17 protein-coding genes are annotated in these 19,127 nt (G+C 63.7%); 1 reads left to right on the top strand and 16 read right to left on the bottom strand.

Annotated features, from left to right (window positions below):
* Nucleotides 1–43: 43 nt before the first annotated feature.
* From NKI50_RS06075 to NKI50_RS06000, 16 genes are all read right to left on the bottom strand, one after another.
* Complete coding sequence (locus tag NKI50_RS06075; RefSeq protein WP_023716756.1) at nucleotides 44–1,753, bottom strand: trimethylamine N-oxide permease; 1,710 nt, start codon at nucleotides 1,751–1,753, stop codon at nucleotides 44–46.
* A gap of 395 nt (nucleotides 1,754–2,148) precedes the next feature.
* The gene (locus tag NKI50_RS06070; protein ID WP_023716757.1) at nucleotides 2,149–4,518 is read right to left on the bottom strand and encodes a trimethylamine N-oxide demethylase; all 2,370 of its coding nucleotides are present in this window, start codon (nucleotides 4,516–4,518) and stop codon (nucleotides 2,149–2,151) included.
* A gap of 301 nt (nucleotides 4,519–4,819) precedes the next feature.
* Entirely contained in the window at nucleotides 4,820–5,449 is a 630-nt protein-coding gene (locus NKI50_RS06065; protein ID WP_023716758.1) for a sarcosine oxidase subunit gamma, read from the bottom strand.
* On the bottom strand, nucleotides 5,442–8,426 hold the full coding sequence (locus tag NKI50_RS06060; protein WP_023716759.1) for a sarcosine oxidase subunit alpha: 2,985 nt from the start codon (nucleotides 8,424–8,426) through the stop codon (nucleotides 5,442–5,444). The genes NKI50_RS06065 and NKI50_RS06060 overlap by 8 nt, the downstream gene beginning before the upstream one ends.
* On the bottom strand, nucleotides 8,426–8,701 hold the full coding sequence (locus NKI50_RS06055) for a sarcosine oxidase subunit delta (RefSeq protein WP_023716760.1): 276 nt from the start codon (nucleotides 8,699–8,701) through the stop codon (nucleotides 8,426–8,428). Before NKI50_RS06055 ends, NKI50_RS06060 begins: the two co-directional genes overlap by 1 nt.
* A 17-nt stretch (nucleotides 8,702–8,718) precedes the next feature.
* On the bottom strand, nucleotides 8,719–9,972 hold the full coding sequence (locus tag NKI50_RS06050) for a sarcosine oxidase subunit beta family protein (protein WP_023716761.1): 1,254 nt from the start codon (nucleotides 9,970–9,972) through the stop codon (nucleotides 8,719–8,721).
* Nucleotides 9,973–10,008: 36 nt separating this feature from the next.
* Nucleotides 10,009–11,316, bottom strand: coding sequence for a type III glutamate--ammonia ligase (gene glnT / locus NKI50_RS06045; RefSeq protein ID WP_023716762.1), 1,308 nt, complete (start codon nucleotides 11,314–11,316; stop codon nucleotides 10,009–10,011).
* A gap of 34 nt (nucleotides 11,317–11,350) precedes the next feature.
* Nucleotides 11,351–12,679, bottom strand: coding sequence for an FMN-binding glutamate synthase family protein (locus NKI50_RS06040; RefSeq protein WP_023716763.1), 1,329 nt, complete (start codon nucleotides 12,677–12,679; stop codon nucleotides 11,351–11,353).
* A 6-nt stretch (nucleotides 12,680–12,685) separates the two neighbouring features.
* On the bottom strand, nucleotides 12,686–13,420 hold the full coding sequence (locus tag NKI50_RS06035) for a GltB/FmdC/FwdC-like GXGXG domain-containing protein (protein ID WP_023716764.1): 735 nt from the start codon (nucleotides 13,418–13,420) through the stop codon (nucleotides 12,686–12,688).
* Between the two features lie 4 nt (nucleotides 13,421–13,424).
* Nucleotides 13,425–14,318, bottom strand: a complete 894-nt coding sequence (locus NKI50_RS06030) for a class II glutamine amidotransferase (protein WP_023716765.1) — start codon at nucleotides 14,316–14,318, stop codon at nucleotides 13,425–13,427.
* A 95-nt stretch (nucleotides 14,319–14,413) separates the two neighbouring features.
* Nucleotides 14,414–14,734 carry a hypothetical protein gene (locus tag NKI50_RS06025; protein WP_352715789.1) on the bottom strand — a complete coding sequence of 107 codons (321 nt, stop codon included), beginning with the start codon at nucleotides 14,732–14,734 and terminating at the stop codon, nucleotides 14,414–14,416.
* Nucleotides 14,731–15,360, bottom strand: coding sequence for a hypothetical protein (locus NKI50_RS06020; RefSeq protein ID WP_051409557.1), 630 nt, complete (start codon nucleotides 15,358–15,360; stop codon nucleotides 14,731–14,733). Before NKI50_RS06020 ends, NKI50_RS06025 begins: the two co-directional genes overlap by 4 nt.
* A 102-nt stretch (nucleotides 15,361–15,462) precedes the next feature.
* On the bottom strand, nucleotides 15,463–16,863 hold the full coding sequence (locus NKI50_RS06015) for an APC family permease (protein ID WP_031193329.1): 1,401 nt from the start codon (nucleotides 16,861–16,863) through the stop codon (nucleotides 15,463–15,465).
* A gap of 15 nt (nucleotides 16,864–16,878) precedes the next feature.
* A complete protein-coding gene (locus NKI50_RS06010) occupies nucleotides 16,879–17,040 on the bottom strand; it encodes a hypothetical protein (protein ID WP_023716769.1) in 162 nt (53 codons plus the stop codon).
* A gap of 16 nt (nucleotides 17,041–17,056) precedes the next feature.
* Nucleotides 17,057–17,434: a hypothetical protein gene (locus tag NKI50_RS06005; protein ID WP_023716770.1), complete on the bottom strand. Its 378-nt coding sequence runs from the start codon at nucleotides 17,432–17,434 to the stop codon at nucleotides 17,057–17,059.
* Nucleotides 17,435–17,445: 11 nt separating this feature from the next.
* Nucleotides 17,446–17,733, bottom strand: a complete 288-nt coding sequence (locus NKI50_RS06000) for a hypothetical protein (RefSeq protein ID WP_023716771.1) — start codon at nucleotides 17,731–17,733, stop codon at nucleotides 17,446–17,448.
* A 248-nt stretch (nucleotides 17,734–17,981) separates the two neighbouring features.
* Between NKI50_RS06000 and NKI50_RS05995 the strand changes: the two genes are divergently transcribed.
* On the top strand, nucleotides 17,982–19,115 hold the full coding sequence (locus tag NKI50_RS05995) for an aminomethyl transferase family protein (RefSeq protein WP_023716772.1): 1,134 nt from the start codon (nucleotides 17,982–17,984) through the stop codon (nucleotides 19,113–19,115).
* Nucleotides 19,116–19,127 lie beyond the last annotated feature (12 nt).

Genomic DNA, 19,127 nt, shown 5'->3' with positions numbered 1-19,127 from the left:
AAACCGTTCACACCTTTTCCTGGAATTGCTCTCAAGGCAAGCCTCAGATGACGAACAGCCAGTTGGCGAGCAGCATCACCGCGACGCCGGCGATCAGCGTCAGGTAGGGCAGCATGCCCGCCTTTCGCACTGCGAGGTCGGACGAGTTCATGCCGAGATCGGCCAGCATGTGGTCGGGGAACTTGCCTTTGTCCTGGATGTAGTGCCGGAAGCAGAACACCGGGATGATCAAGGCGGCCGTGATCAGCCCGGCCCACAATGCCATCGGGTTCCAGACCTTGGCTCCGGCGCCCATGAAGACCGCGTTGACATAGGCAAAGATCGCGCCGAGGCCGAGCAGCCAGCTCGGCGCCTTCCAAGGCCGCGCGATGTGGCCATTGTCGATGCGGTGGATCCAGCCGGCGTTGAGGTTGAGGAAATTGAAGATGATGTAGCCGCAATTCGACACCGCCAGGATGAAGAAGAAGCTCGTCGCGTCGGCCGAGGCGATGGCCAGCACGATCAGGTTGAAGATCAGGTCCGTCCACATCGCCCGCGTCGGCGCGCCGTGCTCGTTGACATGGCTGAGGTAGCGCGGCAGCCAGCCATCGACCGAACCCTGGTAGAGCGTGCGCGAGGAGCCGGCCATCGCCGTCATGATGCAGAGCACCAGCGCCAGGATCATCAGCATCACCAGCAGGCTGTGGATCAACTGTCCGCCGCCGACCATGCCGGCCAGCGCGTCGGCAACGCCGGAGCCGTCGACGATCGGCGTCGCCAGCATGCCGTTCAAGCCGAGCACGCCCTGAAAGGTGAATGGCACCAGGATGAACAGCAGCATGCACAACAGGCCGGAATAAAAGATCGCCTTGAAGGTATCTGTGCCGGGGTTCTTGAACTCGGAGGTGTAACAGACGGCGGTCTCGAAACCGTAAGTTGACCAGGCCGCGATGAACATGCCGCCGAGCACCAGCGTCCAGCCGGCGATGTTCCACGCACCGGGCTCCGGCGCATAGGCTGCCGCGAGCGGCACCAGCGGGGAGAAATTCGCCCAGTTGATCTGGCCGGTGACGATCGGCACCACGCCGACGATGAGCATCGGGATGATAACCAGCAGGCCGATATATTTCTGCACATTGGCCGTGCCCAAGATGCCGCGATGCTGGATCGAGAAGATGATCAGCATCAGCACCGCGCCGATGAAGAAGGTGGCGTTGAAGGTGAAGGAAACCGGACCAAGCGTGTGACCGTAGAGCGTCCAGTTGCGGATCGCCGGCGTCGCCGCCGCGGTGACCGCGGTGATGGCGTCGGCGGCGCTGGTTCCGGCATGGGCCGCGATATAGGCGGCGACCTCCGGCGAAGTGTCGGTGAACAGCGGCACCGGCGCCAGCGCGTTGAGGATATAGGCGGCGGCGATCGAGCAGCCGAGCGACAGCACCGGCGACCAGGCGAACCAGTTGCACCACACCGAAAGCGGCGCGATGAATTTCGAATAGCGCAGCCACGCGGTGGCGCCATAGATCGAGGCGCCGCCGGACTTGTTCGGGAACAGGCCGGCGATTTCCGCATAGGTGAAGGATTGCAGGAAGCCCATGATCATGGATGCGGTCCAGATCATGAAGGCCAGCGTTCCGGTGGTGCCGGCAATGCCGCCGATCGAAAACAGGACAAGGGCCGGAACGCCGCTTGCCACCCAAAAGGCGCCGCGCCAATCGATGTTCCGGTGCAGCTGCCCTTCGGCAGGCGGCACCAAGGTGGTGACTATCGTGCTCATTTACGTGGATTCCCCATTTTTGATGTTCCCCATCGGCAACAGCCGCAATCTCGCGAGGCGTCATCGACGCTCACGTTGAACTGCCCAGGCGTTTTCCGCTCAGTAGTATTTTATTCTTAGCAGTGAAGATTGACCCAACGCGCTTTCACGTCAAGCGGTTTGTGACGCTGTGCACATTGCGCGTGTGAAACAGTCGAGCTTCGTTGGCGCTGCCAACGGGTGCGGTCTTTCCTTCTCCCCTTGTGGGAGAAGGTGGCCGAGCGTAGCTCGGTCGGATGAGGGGTGTTCCAGCTTGGCAAAACCGCACTTCGTCCAGCGCGCCTCAACCGTCTCGGCGCTGCGCGCCGATCCACCTTCTCCCACAAGGGGAGAAGGGAAGAACCGGGCAGCGTCGATCAGGAGCGCGGCCTGGTCTTCTGCGGATCGTAGTGGGCAATGGCGACGACGCGCGCCGGCAGCCGCTTGCTGTGGCCGTCGAGCTTGCCGATCTCGACCTCGGTGCCGATCGCCGAATGGGTGACGTCGAGCCTGGCCAGCGCGATGGTCTTGTTCAGCACTGGCGAGCGCATGCCGGAGGTGACGACGCCGATCTGGGCGCGACCGACATGCACGCAATCGCCGTGGCCGACCGCGACATTGGCGTCGATGTCGAGGCCGACCAGCTTCTTCTGCGGATTTTCCTTGCGTCGGATCAGCGCCTCGCGGCCGATGAAATCGTCGCTCTTGGTCTTCAGCGGCACGGTGAAGCCGATGCCGGCCTCGAACGGATCGGTCTGGTCGGAGAACTCGTAGCCGGCAAAGATCAGCCCGGCCTCGATGCGCACCATGTCGAGCGCCTGCAGTCCCATCGGCTTCAGGCCGTGCGGCTGGCCAGCCTCCCAGATGGCGTCGAACACCTTTTCCGCGTCGCGCGGATGGCACCAGATCTCGTAGCCGAGCTCGCCGGTGTAGCCGGTGCGCGAGACAACGACGGGAATGCCGTTGCCGCCGCCGATGCGGGCGACGGCAAAGCGGAACCACTCGAGCTCGTCGATCGACGGCTGCAGCGGCGAGGTCCAGATGATCTGCCTGAGAATGTCGCGGCTTTTCGGTCCCTGCACGGCGACATTGTGCATCTGGTCGGTCGATGAACGCACCAGCACGGTAAGGCCGAGTTTCGTCGCCGTTTCGCGCAGCCATTCGCCGAATAGATCGTCGCCGCCAACCCAGCGGAAATTATCCTTGCCGAGCCGAAGCAGCGTGCCGTCGTCGATCATGCCGCCATGCTCGTAGCACATGGCGGAATAGACGACCTGGCCGACGCCGAGCTTCCTGATGTCGCGGGTCAGCGTGTATTGCAGCAGCGCTTCCGAATCCGGGCCGGTGATCTCGAACTTGCGCAGCGGCGACAGGTCCATGATCACTGCATCCTGCCGGCAGGCCCAGTATTCGCCGATCGGGCCTTGCTTGGCGAAGGAATTGGCCAGCCAATAACCCTTGTACTCGACGAAGTTGCGGGTGTGCTTGGCAAAGCTCGAATGAAAGGCGGTCTCGCGGGTCATTTTCGGTTCCGAATCGGGCGTCATGCGTCTGGCGATCGCTCGCGAGAATTTGTGCTGGCCGGAATAGGTCCGCACATGGATGTCGGTCGGGTTCCAGCCATTGGCCGGCGTCGTATCGTCGGGGCAGGCGGACGAGACGCAGACGATGTCGGTCAGCGCCCGCAGCAGCACATAGTCGCCCGGCCGCGACCACGGCTCGTCGGAAACCACGACGCCATACGCGTCGATGGCCGTGTTGAAGAAGAAGTTGATCGCCATCCAGCCGGCGCGGGGCGTCACGCCCTTGTCGGCCAGCGCGCGGTTGAAATTCTCCGAGCAGTTGGGATGGCCGGGATAGCCGATGTCGTCGTAATATTTGGCAGCGCAGGCGAGCGCGAATGCATCGTGGCGGCCGCAAGTGTCCTGGATAACCTCGACCAGCGGCTCCATGTCCTGGTCATAATATTTCGAGTGCAGCCCGGGCATCGGATAGCTCGAACCCATCAGCGTGCGCGTCGTCGTCACGTCGAGCGGATGATCGCGGCCCTTGTCCAGCTTGCGCGCCGAAAAGCACTGGAAGTCGGTGCATTGGCGCCCGTCGACATCGATGATCTGCAGATAGTCGCCGGCTTTGACGAAATAGGCTTCCGCCGTCGCCGAATGGACGCGCAGATCGAGCACCGGATCGGCCAGCGGGTCGGCAAGCCGCGACTTCGCAGCTGGACGGATCGTGGCGCGGCGCAGGATGACGCTGAGCGGCGTTGCGGTATCGTGGCCGTCGACCAGCATCGGACCGCCGGGTGCAGCGACGAGCATCGAGCCGTCGCGGGCGATCGCAAAGCTCTGTTCGGTGCCGGCAGGGGTGGAGCCGCCGAAGACGCGGACCGCCTTTGCCTGATCTAGCTGTACCTGGCGACGTTCGAGGCCTCGGCGCAAGGAAGCGAGGCTATCGTCGCTATCGGCCAGCAGCGCCTTAATGCCGGCGGCATTGCTGTTCGATTTTTCGCCGAGAATACCGGGATCGGTTACGCCGGTGCTGTCCCATACCAGCAGCTCGCAGGCCTGCCCGCCCTCGATATTGCGCACAGTGATGCTGTCGCCGGCCTCGACCTCGATCAGCACCGCGCCATTGCCCTGAACCGAATAGCGCTCCATCCCGGCCGGCAGCGCGATCTGGCCTGGCCGCAGGATCAGACTCGGCCGGGGCGGTCCGGCGGCGATTACGGGGTAGGGCGACTGGCTCATCTCAACCCTGGTTTCGAGAAACAAGTTTGCCTGTGCGTGAAATTATTTTAGCGGGAAGAATAGGGCAGAAGAGCCGGAGTTGGCAAGGTGAAGGTGGCACAAGCTCCCCCTTCTCCCCTTGGAGAGAAGGTGTCGCCGAAGGCGACGGATGAGGGGTGTTCCAGGGAACGCCAGCCTCTCACTCCGCTGGAACACCCCTCATCCGTCTCGGCGCTGCGCGCCGATCCACCGCCCTGGGCGAGCCACGGGTCTCGTCCCGTCCTTCGGACCCCACAAGGGGAGAAGGGAAGACGCGCCAAGGCTATGCCAATTCCTCGGAATGCCGGATATCGACGCCATACTCCGCGGCGGCATCGAGCATCGTGTGCCACAGGCTCCCGGCAAACGTCGCGAACACCAGGAGATTGAACACCGCCTGTCCATCCGGCCAGTCATTGCCGCGCCAGAGATTGATGCTGGTGTGATCGACCGATGTTGCGGCGGCGGTGCCGACCGGAAATGCCGCCGGGTGCAGGTCTAGTGAAGACAATTTGGCCAGCATCGAGCGCGCTTTTTCTCCCGAAACGCTGATCAGGACGCGCGCATGCGACTGGTCCGATAGCGAGGCGGATTGCGAGAACGCCTGGCTCAGCGGTTCGATCGCGTGCTTGCCGGCATTGGACAGGACGAGGAACTGATCCGGTCCCGACCAGATCAGCGTAGCGTCGGGAACTCGGACCGCCTTGGGCGTTTCCGGTGCGGCAACGCCGAAACGGGCCTGGGCAGCTTTTGCCAGCTCCGCCGTTTTGCCGCGCCGCGCCATCACCTGGATCAGGTCGAAATTGCGGATTTCCGTCAGCCAAACGCCGGCCTCGGTGCCGCGCGCGCCATGGGCGCCGACGACGAGCGCGTGCTCCAGCGGACTGCGGGCAATCCAGGAAAACTCAGCCACGCTGGCGCCCTCCATCCGGATCGTAGAAGACCGGGCTGCACAGCTCGACATCGTAGTCTTCGCCGCGCAGCGGGTCATGCGTATGGACGATCTCGCCGATGCGCTCGCGGCCGCATTCGACCAGGCCAAGCCCGATCCACTGGTCGAGCGTCGGCGAGAAGCAGACCGAGGTGACGTAGCCCTGGTCGTTGTCGGGACCGGGTGTCTTGTCCTTCGGAATGATATGCGCGCCGGAACGCAGGCGGCTTGCCTTATCCGTCGGCTTGATGCCGACCACGACCTGCCGGTCCGGGGCGACCAGCGCCTCGCGCCCGGCCATGACGCGGCCGATAAAATCCTTCTTGGTCGACATCATCTTGCCGAGGCCTAGGTCGGCGGCCGTCGTCGTGCCGTTCAGCTCCGGCCCGGCGACATGGCCCTTTTCGATGCGCATGACGCCGAGCGCCTCGGTGCCGTAGGGCGTAACGCCGAATGGCTTCCCGGCCAGCATCAAATTGCGCACCAGCGCGTCGCCGTAACGGGCGGGAACCGAAATCTCGAACGCCATCTCACCGGAGAACGAGATGCGGAACAGCCGTGCCCTGGTGCCGCCGCGAAGCGATACCTCGCGCGCCCCCATGAACGGAAAACCTTCATTCGACAGATCCTCGGCCGGATCGACGATTTCCCGGAGCAGGTCCCGGGTCCTAGGTCCAGCGATCGAGAATTGCGCCCACTGGTCAGAGACGGAGGTGAGCTGGACGTCGAGCTCAGGAAATAGCACCTGCCGGCAGAATTCGAGATGCTGCATCACCAGCCCGGCCTTGGCGGTGGTGGTGGTCAGGAAATAATGGTCCTCGGCCAGCCGCGAGGTGGTGCCGTCGTCATAGACGATGCCGTCCTCGCGCAGCATCAGCCCGTAGCGGGCTTTTCCCACGGCAAGACTGGAGAAGGTGTTGATGTAGACGCGGTCGAGGAAAGCGCCGGCGTCCGGGCCGTGCACGTCGATCTTGCCGAGCGTCGAGACGTCGCAGAAGCCGACGCCGGAGCGCACCGCCTTGACCTCGCGCGTCACCGATTCCAGCCAGTCCTTTTCGCCGGCGCGCGGATACCATTGCGCGCGCTTCCACAGGCCGGTGTCGACGAACACCGCGCCCTGTTCGGCTGCCCAGTGATGCGACGGCGTCAGCCTCGTCGCATGGAAGTTCTCGTCGCGATGATGGCCGGCGAAGGCGCCGATAGCGACCGGCACATAGGGCGGGCGGTAGATCGTCGTGCCGGTCTCGGGAATGGATTTGCCTGACAACGTAGCCATGATGGCGAGGCCGGCGACGTTCGAGGTCTTGCCCTGGTCGGTGGCCATGCCGAGCGTCGTATAGCGCTTCAGATGCTCGACCGATTCGAAACCCTCGCGCTGCGCCAGTTCGATGTCGGACGCCGTGACATCGTGCTGGTAGTCGACAAAGGCTTTGCCCTTGCCGGCGACATGCCAGAGCGACGTCAGCGAAAACGCCTCATCGTCGGCGACCGGCGGCGTGCCGGCATTGCCGCTGCGCCCGGCACTCTGTGCTGCCGCCGCTCCTGCGGCAAAGCCCTGGCGCAGGCAGTCGCCCAGCCCGAAGGCGCCGTTGGCGGCGCCTGCGGCCATCATGCCCGGAGGCGCACCGTCCGGGACGAAGGCTGCGATGTCGTCCTGCCATTTCGGCCGGCCGCGATGGTAGGAGGTCAGCCCGACCGCCGGATTCCAGCCGCCGGAGACGGCAAGCCCGTCGGCTTCGACTTCCGCCCGTGCGCCGCCGGTCAGCGAGATCGCGATTTTCCGGACGCCGGCCTTGCCGCCTTCGACCCCGTTGACCGAGCCGCTGAGCACCGGAAAGCCGGCCTTGGCGGCGAGCGCGCGATGTGCGGCGGAGACGTCCGGGCGCGCATCGACGACCGCCGCGATCTGCAATCCGGCGGCGAGCGCGGTCTCGACCGTGCGCCAGCCATCCGCATTGTTGGTGGACAGCGCGATCCTCTTTGCCGGCGCCGCCGCGTAGCGCGCGACATAGGTCCGCATCGCCGAAGCCATCATCACGCCGGGCGTGTCGTTGCCGGCAAACACGATCGGCCGCTCGATGGCGCCGGCGGCAACGACGCAGCGCCTAGCCACGATCCGCCATAGCCTTTGGCGCACTTGGTGCTCTGGCGGGGAGGGCAGGTGGTCATTGACCCGCTCGATCGCGCCATAGGTGCCGCCATCATAGACGCCGAACAATGTCGTGCGGTTCATGATGCGGATATCGGGGAGTGCTGCGAGTTCGGCCAGCGTGCGCGAAATCCATTCGGCCGCCGGCAGGCTGTCGATGGTGCCGCCGTCGGCAAGCAGACGGCCGCCGAACGCAAAATCTTCCTCGCACAGGATGACACGGGCGCCGCTGCGCCCGGCCGCCAATGCCGCCGCGAGCCCGGCCGGGCCAGAGCCGGCGATCAGCACGTCGCAATGCGCCCACGCCTTGTCGTAATGGTCGGGATCGGCGACGCCGGCGGCGCGGCCGAGACCGGCGGCTCGGCGGATCGCCGGTTCGTAGACCGCTTCCCAGAATTTCGCCGGCCACATGAAGGTCTTGTAGTAGAAGCCGGCGACGAAGATCGGCGCAAACAGCTGGTTGACCGCCATCAGATCGTGGCGCAGCGACGGCCAGCGGTTCTGGCTGGCGGCCTCGAGCCCGTCGTAAAGTTCGGCCGTGGTCGCCTTGGTGTTCGGCTCGCGCCGCGCTCCGCTGCGCAGTTCGACCAGCGCGTTGGGCTCCTCCGACCCGGCGGTCAGGATGCCGCGCGGGCGATGGTATTTGAACGATCGGCCGATCAACTTGACGCCATTGGCAATCAGCGCCGAGGCCAGCGTGTCGCCTTGGAAGCCGGCAAAGCTCTTGCCGTCGAAGCGGAAGCTCAGCGGCGCGGCGCGATCGATGAGACCGCCGCTCTCCAGCCGGTGTGTCTGCGCAGGGCCAACCATCAGGCGCCCACCTTGGCGGCGCCAACGCCCGCAGCCGGCTCGACCGACGAAATCTCGTGCGTCAGCGTGTTGCGGGCGACCTTCAGCCAGGCCCGGCAGCCGCCGCCATGATACCAGTATTCGCTCATCGGCCCGGCGACATTGTCGCGCAGATAGACATAGTCGAAGACCTCGTCTTCGGAGGAGCCGGCCGCCGGACGCACCGGCCTGGCGTCGCCCAGATAGGTGAACTCGCCGAGTTCGCGTTCGCCGCAGAAGGGACAGACAATGCGCATGCTTCTTCAGCCAGCCTTCAATGCAGGTTCGGTTGGGCGCCCTGGCCCTTTTCGTCGATCATCGCACCTCGCCGGAAGCGGTCGAGACGAAAGCGAGTAGCCTCCTTGTGCGGCTCGTCGCGCGCCAGCAGATGGGCAAAGACCAGGCCGGAGCCGGGCGTCGCCTTGAAGCCGCCATAGCACCAGCCGGCGTTGAGATAGAGCCCGTCGACCGGTGTTTTGTCGATGATCGGCGAGCCGTCCATCGACATGTCCATGATGCCGCCCCACTGACGCAGAAGCCGTATCCGGCCGATCATCGGCATCAGCGCCATGCCGCCTTCGCAGACGTCTTCCATGACAGGCAGATTGCCGCGCTGGGCGTAGGAATTGTAGCCGTCTATATCGCCGCCGAAGACCAGGCCGCCCTTGTCGGACTGGCTGACGTAGAAATGCCCGGCGCCGAACGTCATGACATTGGGGATCAGCGGCTTGATCGCCTCGGAGACGAAGGCCTGCAGCACATGGCTTTCGATCGGCAGCCGCATGCCGGCCATCGCCGCGACGCGCGACGAGGAGCCGGCGACCGCCATGCCGACCTTGGCCGCGCCGATCCTGCCGCGGCTCGTCTCGACGCCGGTCACCTTGCCGCTGCCGTCGCGGATAAAGCCGGTCACTTCGCAATTCTGGATGATGTCGACGCCGAGCGCGCTCGCCGCATGCGCGTAGCCCCAGACCACGGCATCGTGTCGTGCCGTGCCGCCGCGTCGCTGCAAGAGGCCGCCCTGCACCGGGAAACGTGCGTTGTCGAAGTTCAGGAACGGCATCATCTTCCTGACCGCCGTCAGATCGAGCAGTTCGGCATCGATGCCGTTGATGCGCATGGTGTTGCCGCGCCGTGCGTAGGCGTCGCGCTGCGCGTCGGAATGGTAGAGATTGATGACGCCGCGCTGGCTGACCATGGTGTTGTAGTTGAGGTCCTGCTCCATCCGTTCCCACAGCTTCATCGACAGCTCGTAGAAGCCGGTATTGCCGGGCAGCCCGTAATTGGAGCGGATGATGGTGGTGTTGCGGCCGGCATTGCCGGAGCCGATCCAGCCTTTTTCCAGCACCGCGACATTCCTGATGCCGTACTCGCTGGCGAGGAACCATGCCGTCGCCAGTCCATGGCCGCCGCCGCCGATAATCACCACGTCGTAGTGGCTCTTCGGGCTGGCGTCGCGCCAGGTACGCTGCCAGTTCTTATGGCCGGAAAATGCCGCCCGGGCGAGGGAGAAGATCGAGTATTTCATGAACCTGTTTCGCGCCGGGCGTGCAACAATTCCGGATCAGATGTCGAGCGTGTGGTCGCGCTCCCACTGGGTGAAGTGGGAAGCATAGGAATTCCATTCCTGTTGCTTGAGCTTTAGATAGGCCGACGAGAATTCCTCACCCAGCGCCGCCTTGAGCGATTTGTCGTTGTCGAACTCGCGCAATGCGTCGAGCAGGTTGAGCGGCAGCTTCGGCGCCCCTTCGACCGTATGGCCGAACTGGTACATGTCGATGTCGTAGCGCCGGCCGGGATCGGCCTTCGAGCGGACACCGTCGAGCCCGGCGGCGATGATCACGGCCTGCAGCAGATAGGGGTTTGCCGCGCCGTCGGGCAGGCGCAGCTCGAAGCGGCCGGGGCCGGGCACGCGCACCATGTGGGTGCGGTTGTTGCCGGTCCAGGTCACGGTGTTCGGCGCCCAGGTGGCGCCGGAGATGGTGCGCGGTGCGTTGATGCGCTTGTAGGAATTGACCGTCGGGTTGGTGATGGCGGCAAGCGCGGAAGCATGTTTCATGATGCCGCCGAGGAAATTCCTGCCCTTGGCCGACAGGCCGAGTTCCATCGCATTATCGGCAAAGACATTGGTCTTGCCGTCCCTGTCCCAAACCGAGATGTGGGCATGGCAGCCATTGCCGGTCAGGCCCTGGAACGGCTTCGGCATGAAGGTCGCGCGCAGCCCGTGCTTTTCGGCAACGGATTTCACCATGAATTTGAAGAAGGAATGCTTGTCGGCGGTCGCCAGAGCATCGTCGAAGGCCCAGTTCATCTCGAACTGGCCGTTGGCGTCCTCATGGTCGTTCTGGTAGGCGCCCCAGCCGAGCGCCAGCATATGGTCGCAGATCTCGGCGATGACGTCGTAGCGGCGCATCACCGCCTGCTGGTCGTAGCAGGGCTTCGACGCCGTGTCGTATTCGTCGGAAATCGTCTTGCCGTCCGGCGAGATCAGGAAGAACTCGGCCTCGACGCCGGTCTTGATGTGCATGCCGTCGCCGGCGGCCTCGGCGATCAGCCGCTTCAGCGTGTTGCGCGGCGCCTGCTCGACCGATTTGTCGTCCATCATGCAGTTGGCGGCGACCCAGGCGACTTCGGGCTTCCACGGCAACTGGATCACCGAATCCGGATCCGGCACGGCCAGCATGTCGGGATGCGCCGGCGTCAGGTCGAGCCAGGTAGCAAAGCCGGCAAAGCCGGCGCCGTCCCGCTGCATGTCGGCGATCGCCTGCGACGGCACCAGCTTGGCACGCTGCCCGCCGAACAGGTCGGTGTAGGATATCATGAAATATTTGACGCCCTTCTCCTTGGCGAAGGCGGCGAGATCGTTCCCCATTATAATTCCTCGCTTACTGGCATTTTGGTTTGTCTTAGAAGCCGTTCTTGCCCGGTATCCAGTTGGTGCCGGTCAGCGGCACGCCGGCCATGGCGGCGGCTTCGATCGTCAAGGCGACAAGATCCTCGGGCTCGAGATTGTGCAGGCTGTTCTTGCCGCAGGCGCGGGCGATTGTCTGAGCCTCAAGTGTCATTACCTTAAGATAGTTCGCCAGCCGTCGTCCGGCCGCAATCGGATCGACCCGTTTCATTAGCTCGGGATCCTGCGTGGTGATGCCGGCCGGGTCGCGTCCCTCATGCCAGTCGTCATAGGCGCCGGCGGTGGTGCCGAGCTCGTTGTATTCCGCTTCCCAGCGCGGGTCATTGTCGCCGAGCGCGACAAGCGCTGCCGTGCCGATCGACACCGCGTCGACGCCGAGCGCCAGCGCCTTGGCGACGTCGGCGCCGTTGCGTATGCCGCCGGAGACGATCAGCTGCACCTTGCGGTGCATGCCGAGATCCTGCAGCGCCTGCACAGCCGGCCTGATGCAGGCAAGCGTCGGCTGGCCGACATTTTCGATGAACACTTCCTGGGTTGCCGCCGTGCCGCCCTGCATGCCGTCGACGACGACGACATCGGCGCCCGATTTCACGGCAAGCGCGGTATCATAATAGGGCCGCGCGCCGCCGACCTTGACGTAGATCGGCTTTTCCCAATCGGTGATTTCGCGCAGTTCGAGGATCTTGATCTCGAGGTCGTCCGGCCCGGTCCAGTCGGGGTGGCGCGAGGCCGAGCGCTGGTCGATGCCTTTCGGCAGCGTGCGCATTTCGGCAACGCGGTCGGAAATCTTCTGGCCGAGCAGCATGCCGCCGCCCCCGGGCTTGGCGCCCTGGCCGACGACCACCTCGATCGCATCGGCGCGGCGCAGATCGCGGGGGTTCATGCCGTAGCGCGACGGCAGGTACTGGTAAACCAGCGTCTTTGAATGGCCGCGCTCTTCCTCGGTCATGCCGCCGTCGCCGGTGGTGGTCGAGGTGCCGGACAGCGTCGCCCCGCGGCCGAGCGCTTCCTTGGCCGGACCGGACAGCGAGCCGAAGCTCATGCCAGCAATGGTGATCGGGATCTTCAGCTCGATCGGTTTCTTCGCATAGCGCGAACCGAGCACGACGCTGGTGTCGCAGCGCTCGCGATAGCCTTCGAGCGGATAGCGCGAGATCGAAGCGCCGAGGAACAGAAGGTCGTCGAAATGCGGAAGCTTGCGCTTGGCGCCGGCGCCCCTGATATCATAGATGCCGGTCGCCGCGGCGCGGCGGATCTCGGAAAGCGTATAGTCGTCGAAGGTCGCGGATTTGCGCGGCGTCGTCGGCGGGTTGCGATAGGTCATGCTGCCTCAATACGCATCGGCGTTGTCGATATTGAAATTGTAAAGCGTGCGCGCCGAACCGTAGCGCTTGAACTCCGCCGCCTTGACGCCGGTCACGCCGGCACGGTCGAGCAGGTTTTGCAGCAATTCCAGGTGTTCGGGCCGCATCTCCTTGGCGATGCAGTCGGCGCCGAGGCTTTCGACCTTGCCGCGCACGAAGAGCCGCGCCTCGTAGATGGAATCGCCGAGCGCATCGCCGGCATCGCCCAGCACCACGAGGTTGCCGGATTGCGCCATGAAGGCCGACATGTGGCCGATATTGCCGTGGACGACGATGTCGATGCCTTTCATCGAGATTCCGCAGCGCGACGACGCATTGCCTTCGATGACCAGCAGCCCGCCCCGGCCGGTGGCGCCGGCATACTGGCTGGCATCGCCTTTGACGACGATCTGGCCGGACATCATGTTTTCGCCAACGCCGGGCCCGGCCGAACCATGCACGGTGATGGTGCCGCCGTCGTTCATGCCGCCGCAATAATAGCCGACGCTGCCGCGGACATCGATGGCGACCGGCTGGTCGACGCCGACGGCGACCGAATGGCTGCCGCGCGGATGCAGTACCTCCCAGGCGGTCTCGTTCGAACCGGGAGCCAGATCGTGCAGCGCCTGGTTGAGCTCGCGCAGCGACATTTCGGCCAGGTCGAAGACCCTCGATGCCTGGCCCGGCTCGCGCGCGGCCTTGGAGAGGTTAATTGCCGGCATAAGATCAATGCTCCCAGAAATAGACGGTTGCGGGCTCGGGTTCCCAGACCTTCGCATTGTCTATGCCGGGCAGTTTGGTCAGCGCACGATATTCCGAGCCGAAGGCGACATACTGGTCGGTTTCGGCCATCACGGCGGGCTTGCAGGCGATCGGATCGCGCACCACGCCGAAGCCATTCTTGGTGCCGACGACGAAGGTGAAGAAGCCGTCGAGGTCGCTCAGCGTGCCTTCCAGCGCCTCGCCGAGGTTCTTGCCATGCGCCATCTGCGAGGAGAGATAGGCGGCCGCGACTTCGGTGTCGTTCTCGGTCTCGAATGTCATGCCTTCGCGGATCAGCTCGCGGCGGACATTGTTGTGGTTGGACAGCGAGCCATTATGCACCAGGCACTGGTCGGCGCCGGTCGAGAACGGATGCGCGCCCATCGTCGTCACCGCCGATTCGGTCGCCATGCGGGTATGGCCGATGCCGTGCGTGCCGGTCATCTCGCGGACGCCGAACCGATCGACGACCGCTTCCGGCAAGCCGACTTCCTTGTAGATCTCGACGACGTCGCCGGCGCCCATGATGCGGATGTCGGGGCGCAGCGCCTGGATCGCCTCGCGCGCTTCGTCGATCTTGGCAGGCGTCGTCCTGACCACCGCATGCGTCGACTTCGCAGCCAAGCTCACCGGCGCGCCGATCGCCTTGGCGAGGTCGGCGTCGAGGCCGCGGAAATCGCGCTCCGGCTTGGCCGACTGGATGGTGATCTTGGCTTCATTGGAAGACGCGCCATAGATGGCGATGCCGGCGCTGTCGGGACCGCGATCGCTGAGCGAGATCAGCATCTCCGACAGCATCGCGCCAAGCTGGGGCTCAAGCGACTTGTCCTTCAAAAACAGTCCGACGATTCCGCACATGTCAGGCTCCGAGATTTGTTCCCTTGGAGATGTATCGAATGAGTCCCGGGAATTCAATTAGTATGAAAAAAATTTTCCTGTCGTTATATATCGGCTCAGGCGCTGCCGTCCGCACTATCGCTGCGCTTGCCGCCATTGTGAACCCATTTGGCATGGCGGACGCGGGCGATCTTGTAGGCATCCAGGATCGACAGGGCATAGATCAGGAAGCCGCCGGCATGCCGGCCGATGAAGCTGGCATCCGGCGGCGCGATCTTGGCGGTGACCCAGGCCAGGATCACCATGAAAAACAGGAACTGCAGGCCGCGCACCGGCACACCTAGCACGACATGCCCGCTCGCCGGCAAGACGATCGCGGCGCCGAGAACCAGATACGGGTTCGGTGGCGCGGGGGAGGTGGTGCTCTGCCTGCTCATGCCGCTTGCCGTTCGCTTTGATTGATGGCATCGCGCAGTGCCGACGCCGACGACAGCAGCCTCTCGACCAGCGCCGGATCGAGCCTGACCGTGCCGAATTCGGCTTGCCGGAACACGCCATAGCGCGCCCGCTCGGCCTCGGCCAGCAGCCAGACGATGCGCACGCCGTTCGGCGTGATCAGCAATTCCTTGGCGCGCCCCTCGACAAAGACATCGAGGTGGTCGGTGATAATGGCGTCAGGGAAGCGCACGCCCTTGCGGTCGCTCCGCAGCACCGCTTCGGCTGGAAATTCCGCCGCCTTCGGCAGTGTATGGTCGAGATGATCGAAATTGGAAAAAGTCGTCGGCGATCCTGGCCGCATCATCATGTCGAAAGTGCCTGGCACCGCGACTTTTTCGTTGATCGAAACGCTCAGCCAGCGCGCTGGCAGCTTCCTGATCGCCAGCGTGTCAACGATGGTCCGTACCTGCACCCGCCGGCCGTTCCACGAGCCGGCGAAGGTGACGACGCCGGCGGTGCCGTCCGAGACGTTGGCCACGTCGGGAATGATTTCGCGAAGTCCCGCTTCGTCGGCGGCAAGTGCGGTCGAAGCCTTGTTGCGGTTGGCGCGCGCAAACCAGGTCATGTGGAGGACGAGAGCCAGGGCAACCGCCCCGGCGAGCAATGCTGAGATCACCTAACGCACCTCGTCACGCAAATGCCCGCCCAGACAGGGCGCGCCCTCCTGTCAGTACCCCTGTGGTTTCGGCCACGGCATGGTGAACTGGGCACCGCGGCGCACGAATCTGTAGCGGTAGAAATGGAACCATAGCGAGATCAGGAAGTAGAAGGCGACCATGGCGATCAGCTGCGAGCCGAAGCCGAGGAAGATCGCAAAGAAGGTGACCACGCAAAGGCAGAACAGCACGATCGCCGGCAGCGGATGGAAGGGATGGGTGTAGCCGCGGCGGATCGAGCCGAGCGGCCACTTCTTCCTGAACATGATGATGTTGATGCTCATGAAGGTGTATTGCAGCACGCCCGACAGGATCGAGAAGGTGATCGCCTGGTTGAGGTCGGCGATGAAGGCAAAGGCCAGCGCGATCGGCAGCAGGAACAGGATCGAGCGATAGGGCGTGCGGTATTTCGGATGCACCGCCGAGAACCAGGTCGGCAGATAGCGGTCGCGGCCAAGCGAGAACCAGGCGCGCGCGGCGTCGTTGATGCAGCCATTGGCCGAAGCAAGTGCAGCAAGCAGCGTCGCGATGAACAACAGGTTCTCCAGCAGCGGGCTGCCGGTCAGCTTGCCTGCGTCCCAGAGCGGATAATAGGTGATGCCGAGATATTCCCAGGGCATCAGCGAGGCGCAGACATACCAGGTCATGGCGGCGGCGATCAAAAGCGTAATCATGCCGGCCATCGTGCCGTAAGGCAGCGAGCGCGCCGGCGAGCGAACTTCCTCGGCGGCCTGCGTGGTGCCCTCGATGCCGAGATAGTACCAGATGCCGAACTGGAAGGCGGCGATGACGCCGATCCAGCCATAGGGCAGGGCGTTGCCGGGGGTGACCAGCTCGTTCAGCTTGAGCACGGCGCCTTGCGTCCACGGGCTGACCGAGAAGAACAGGATGACGATCGAGACATAGGCGATGGCGGTGATGACGAAGTTTACGTTGAGCGTCATCAGCACGCCGCGATAGTTCAGCCATGCCAGCACGACGATGGTCGCGGCGATGAAGGAATTGTGGTTGAGGCCTTCGACGCCGGCCTTGGCGACGATCGTGTCGCCGAGCAGGATAGCGTCCGACACTTCGAGCATGGTGTAGGCAAAGACCAGGAACAGCGCGACGTTGAAGGCCATCAGCGGCCCGACAATGTGCTTTGCCTGCGCATATTGGCCGCCGGCGGCGGCAACCGTTGAGGTGACTTCGGAATCGATCATGGCGACCGAGGTGTAGAGCAGGCCGACGATCCAGCAGACGATCAGCGCCGCCAGCGCGCCGCCCTTGTCCGCCGCGAAATTCCAGCCGGTGAATTCTCCGACCAGAACAATGCCGACGCCGAGTGCCCAGACATGGGCGGGGCCGAGCACCCTGAGCAGCGAAACCCTGTCGCCTTGCACTTGCACTGCCGGTTCAAGCGTGACCGTCATCGTTCAATCCCCTACTCAGATCCGGTGTTTTTCGGACACGGCTTCAAGTTCGCCTTCCCTGGACGAGGTCAGCACGTCTTCGGAAAATGTCGTGTCGATCTTGAACCAGTCGTAGAGCATCCACAGCGCGAGCACGATCGAGATGCCCCAGCATGCGTAAGATAGTGCCACCCACATGACGATGCTTCCCGGTTTATTTGTCGTCGAATTTTTCGTTGATGACGTCGCGGTATTCGCGGTCCGATGCGCGGAACAGAAAGATGAAATAGCCGATCAGCACTGCGGCCATGATGATCAGCGTCGGCCAGTCGATGATGTAGTGGAACCGGTTCTGGATGATGTCGTGCGCGGTTTCCGGCGTGTAGCCGAGCTTTTCCCAGATCGAGGCCATGGTCGGGTTCTGGCCGAGCGCTTCCCACGTCTTGGCGTCGAGCGCGTCGATGGATTTTGCCGCCCCTGCCAGCCCCAGTTTCAGCGGCAGCCACAGCGCGACAAAAATCGCGACCACGACGACGGCGATATCGAAAACCTGTCCGGCCTTGCTCTGTTCGGGCGGTGTGTAGCGGGCCATGCGTCTCCCCCTCAGGACTTGCGGTTGCGGTAAGCGTCGGCATTCTTGATGTCGAGGCCGTAGATGAAGTCCTTGTCTTCCTTGTAGTGGTTGACCATCGCCAGGATGGCGGCCGTGTTGAAGATCAGCACCGCGGCGGCAGCGACCGCGACGACTAGCTTGATGCCTGCGTCGGGGATGTACGGCCATGTCATGAAGAGGACGAAGAGGATCGTCGCCCACAGACAGACGATCAGGAGCACCGATCCACGAAGGTCGGAACGGTACAGGGCTTCAATGCGCTGCTGCATGTCGGACATCGGTTCCCCTCCATCGCTCTCTTTCAAGAGAGTGAAATTTTTTTCATAACTTCAAGCCGAACTCCGCAATTGTCAAGACGATTTTACGCAACGTTAACTGTTTGTTTGACCAGCCGGATTTTGCCTGACAATGAAATTATTTGCTTGCGGGTATTGCAGGCTCTCGGCGTTTGCGATCAATATTCGGGCAACGCTCCCGCCAGGGAGCAGGGGAAAGCAAGAAGTTTTTTCGAACGGAGGACCAGCGGATGACGGCATCCTGGAGATTTTCGGCCCTTGCGGACCGCCATCGCGCGCTCGGCTCGAAGCTCGAAGACTGGAGCGGCATGGGCACCGCGTGGACCTACGACAAGGACGCCGACGAAGAGTATATCGCCATCCGCACCAAGGCCGGCCTGATGGACGTGTCCGGCTTGAAGAAGGTCCACATCACCGGGCCGCACGCCTCGCACCTGATCGACCTGGCGACGACGCGCGACGTCGAAAAGATCTATCCCGGCAAGTCGGCCTATGCCTGCATGCTGAACGAGGCCGGCAAGTTCACCGACGACTGCATCCTCTACCGCACCGGCCCGAATTCCTGGATGGTGGTGCATGGCTCGGGCACCGGCCATGAAGAGCTGCAGCGCGCTTCGGTCGGTCGTGACGTGTCGCTGCGCTTCGATGACAATCTGCACGACCTTTCGCTGCAAGGCCCGACCGCCGTCGACTATCTGGCAAAGCATGTGCCGGGCATTCGCGACCTCAACTATTTCCATCACATGCAGACGCAGCTGTTCGGCTTGCCGGTGATGATCTCGCGCACTGGCTACACCGGCGAGCGCGGCTACGAGATCTTCTGCCGTGGCCAGGACGCCGGCACGATCTGGGACAGGATCCTCGACGAGGGCAAGAGCGCCGGCATCATCCCGTGCCGCTTCACCACGCTCGACATGCTGCGCGTCGAGAGCTACCTGCTGTTTTACCCCTACGACAATTCGCAGAAATACCCGTTCGAGAACGAAGGCCCCGGCGACACGCTGTGGGAGCTCGGCCTCGATTTCACCGTCAGCCCCGGCAAGACAGGCTTTCGCGGCGCCGAGGAGCATTATCGCCTCAAGGGCAAGGAGCGCTTCAAGATCTTCGGCGTGCTGCTCGAAGGCAAGGAGCCGGCCGACGAGGGCGCGCCAGTCTATCGCGACGGCAAAAAAGTCGGCGTGGTGACCTGCGCCATGTATTCGCCGCTGGTCAAAAAATCGATGGGCATCGCCCGGCTCGACGTCGACTGCGCGGTACAAGGCACCAGGCTCGAGATCCGCAACAAGAGCGGCGCCATCAGCGCAACCGCCGAGCCGCTTCCGTTCGACGATCCGAAGAAGACCAAGCGCACGGCGAAAGGCTGAGGCATACTGCGG

The sequence above is a fragment of the Mesorhizobium sp. M0563 genome (genome assembly GCF_040321065.1).
In the GTDB taxonomy this organism is placed as follows: domain Bacteria; phylum Pseudomonadota; class Alphaproteobacteria; order Rhizobiales; family Rhizobiaceae; genus Mesorhizobium.
Note: the sequence above shows the minus strand (reverse complement) of the source record. Positions and strands in the feature narration are given on the sequence as shown.